General features: G+C 63.7%; 1 protein-coding gene. It reads right to left on the bottom strand.

Annotation, left to right across the window (positions count from 1 at the left end):
• The coding region (locus AC5RUO_RS19995) for a lipoyl synthase (RefSeq protein ID WP_494104445.1) at positions 1–667 on the bottom strand (667 nt) is incomplete at both ends.

Below are 667 nucleotides of genomic sequence, written 5' to 3'. Positions count from 1 at the left end.
CCCATGCCCAGGATGAGGTTGGATTTGGTGACCATGCCCTGGTTCCGGCCCTGGGTGATGACGTTCAGGGAGCGTTCGTAGCGGAACGCGGGGCGGATGCGCTTGAAGATCCTCGGTACGGTTTCGACGTTGTGCGCGAAGACTTCGGGGGCTGAGTCGCAGATCGCGGTGATGTGGTCGGGGTTGCCGGAGAAGTCGGGGATGAGCAGTTCGACGCCGGTGCCGGGGTTCAGTTCGTGGATCTTGCGGACGGTTTCGGCGTAGAGCCAGACGCCTTCGTCTTCGAGGTCGTCGCGGGCGACGCCGGTGACGGTGGCGTAGCGCAGTTGCATGGACTGCACGGAGCGGGCCACCTTGGTGGGTTCGAACCGGTCCAGGGGTGAGGGTTTGCCGGTGTCGATCTGGCAGAAGTCGCAGCGGCGGGTGCATTCGGAGCCGCCGATGAGGAAGGTGGCTTCCTTGTCTTCCCAGCATTCGAAGATGTTGGGGCAGCCGGCTTCTTCGCAGACGGTGTGCAGGCCTTCTTTTTTGACGAGGTTCTTGAGTCCGACGAACTCCGGGCCCATCTGGACCTTGGCCTTGATCCAGTCCGGCTTGCGCTCCACCGGGACGGCCGCGTTGCGCTGCTCGATCCGCAGCATCTTCCGGCCTTCGGGTGCCAGTGTCA

The organism is Arthrobacter sp. Y3221087 (assembly GCF_059089905.1).
The sequence above is the reverse complement of the archived record's forward strand: the minus strand, read 5'-3'. Positions and strand labels throughout refer to the sequence as shown.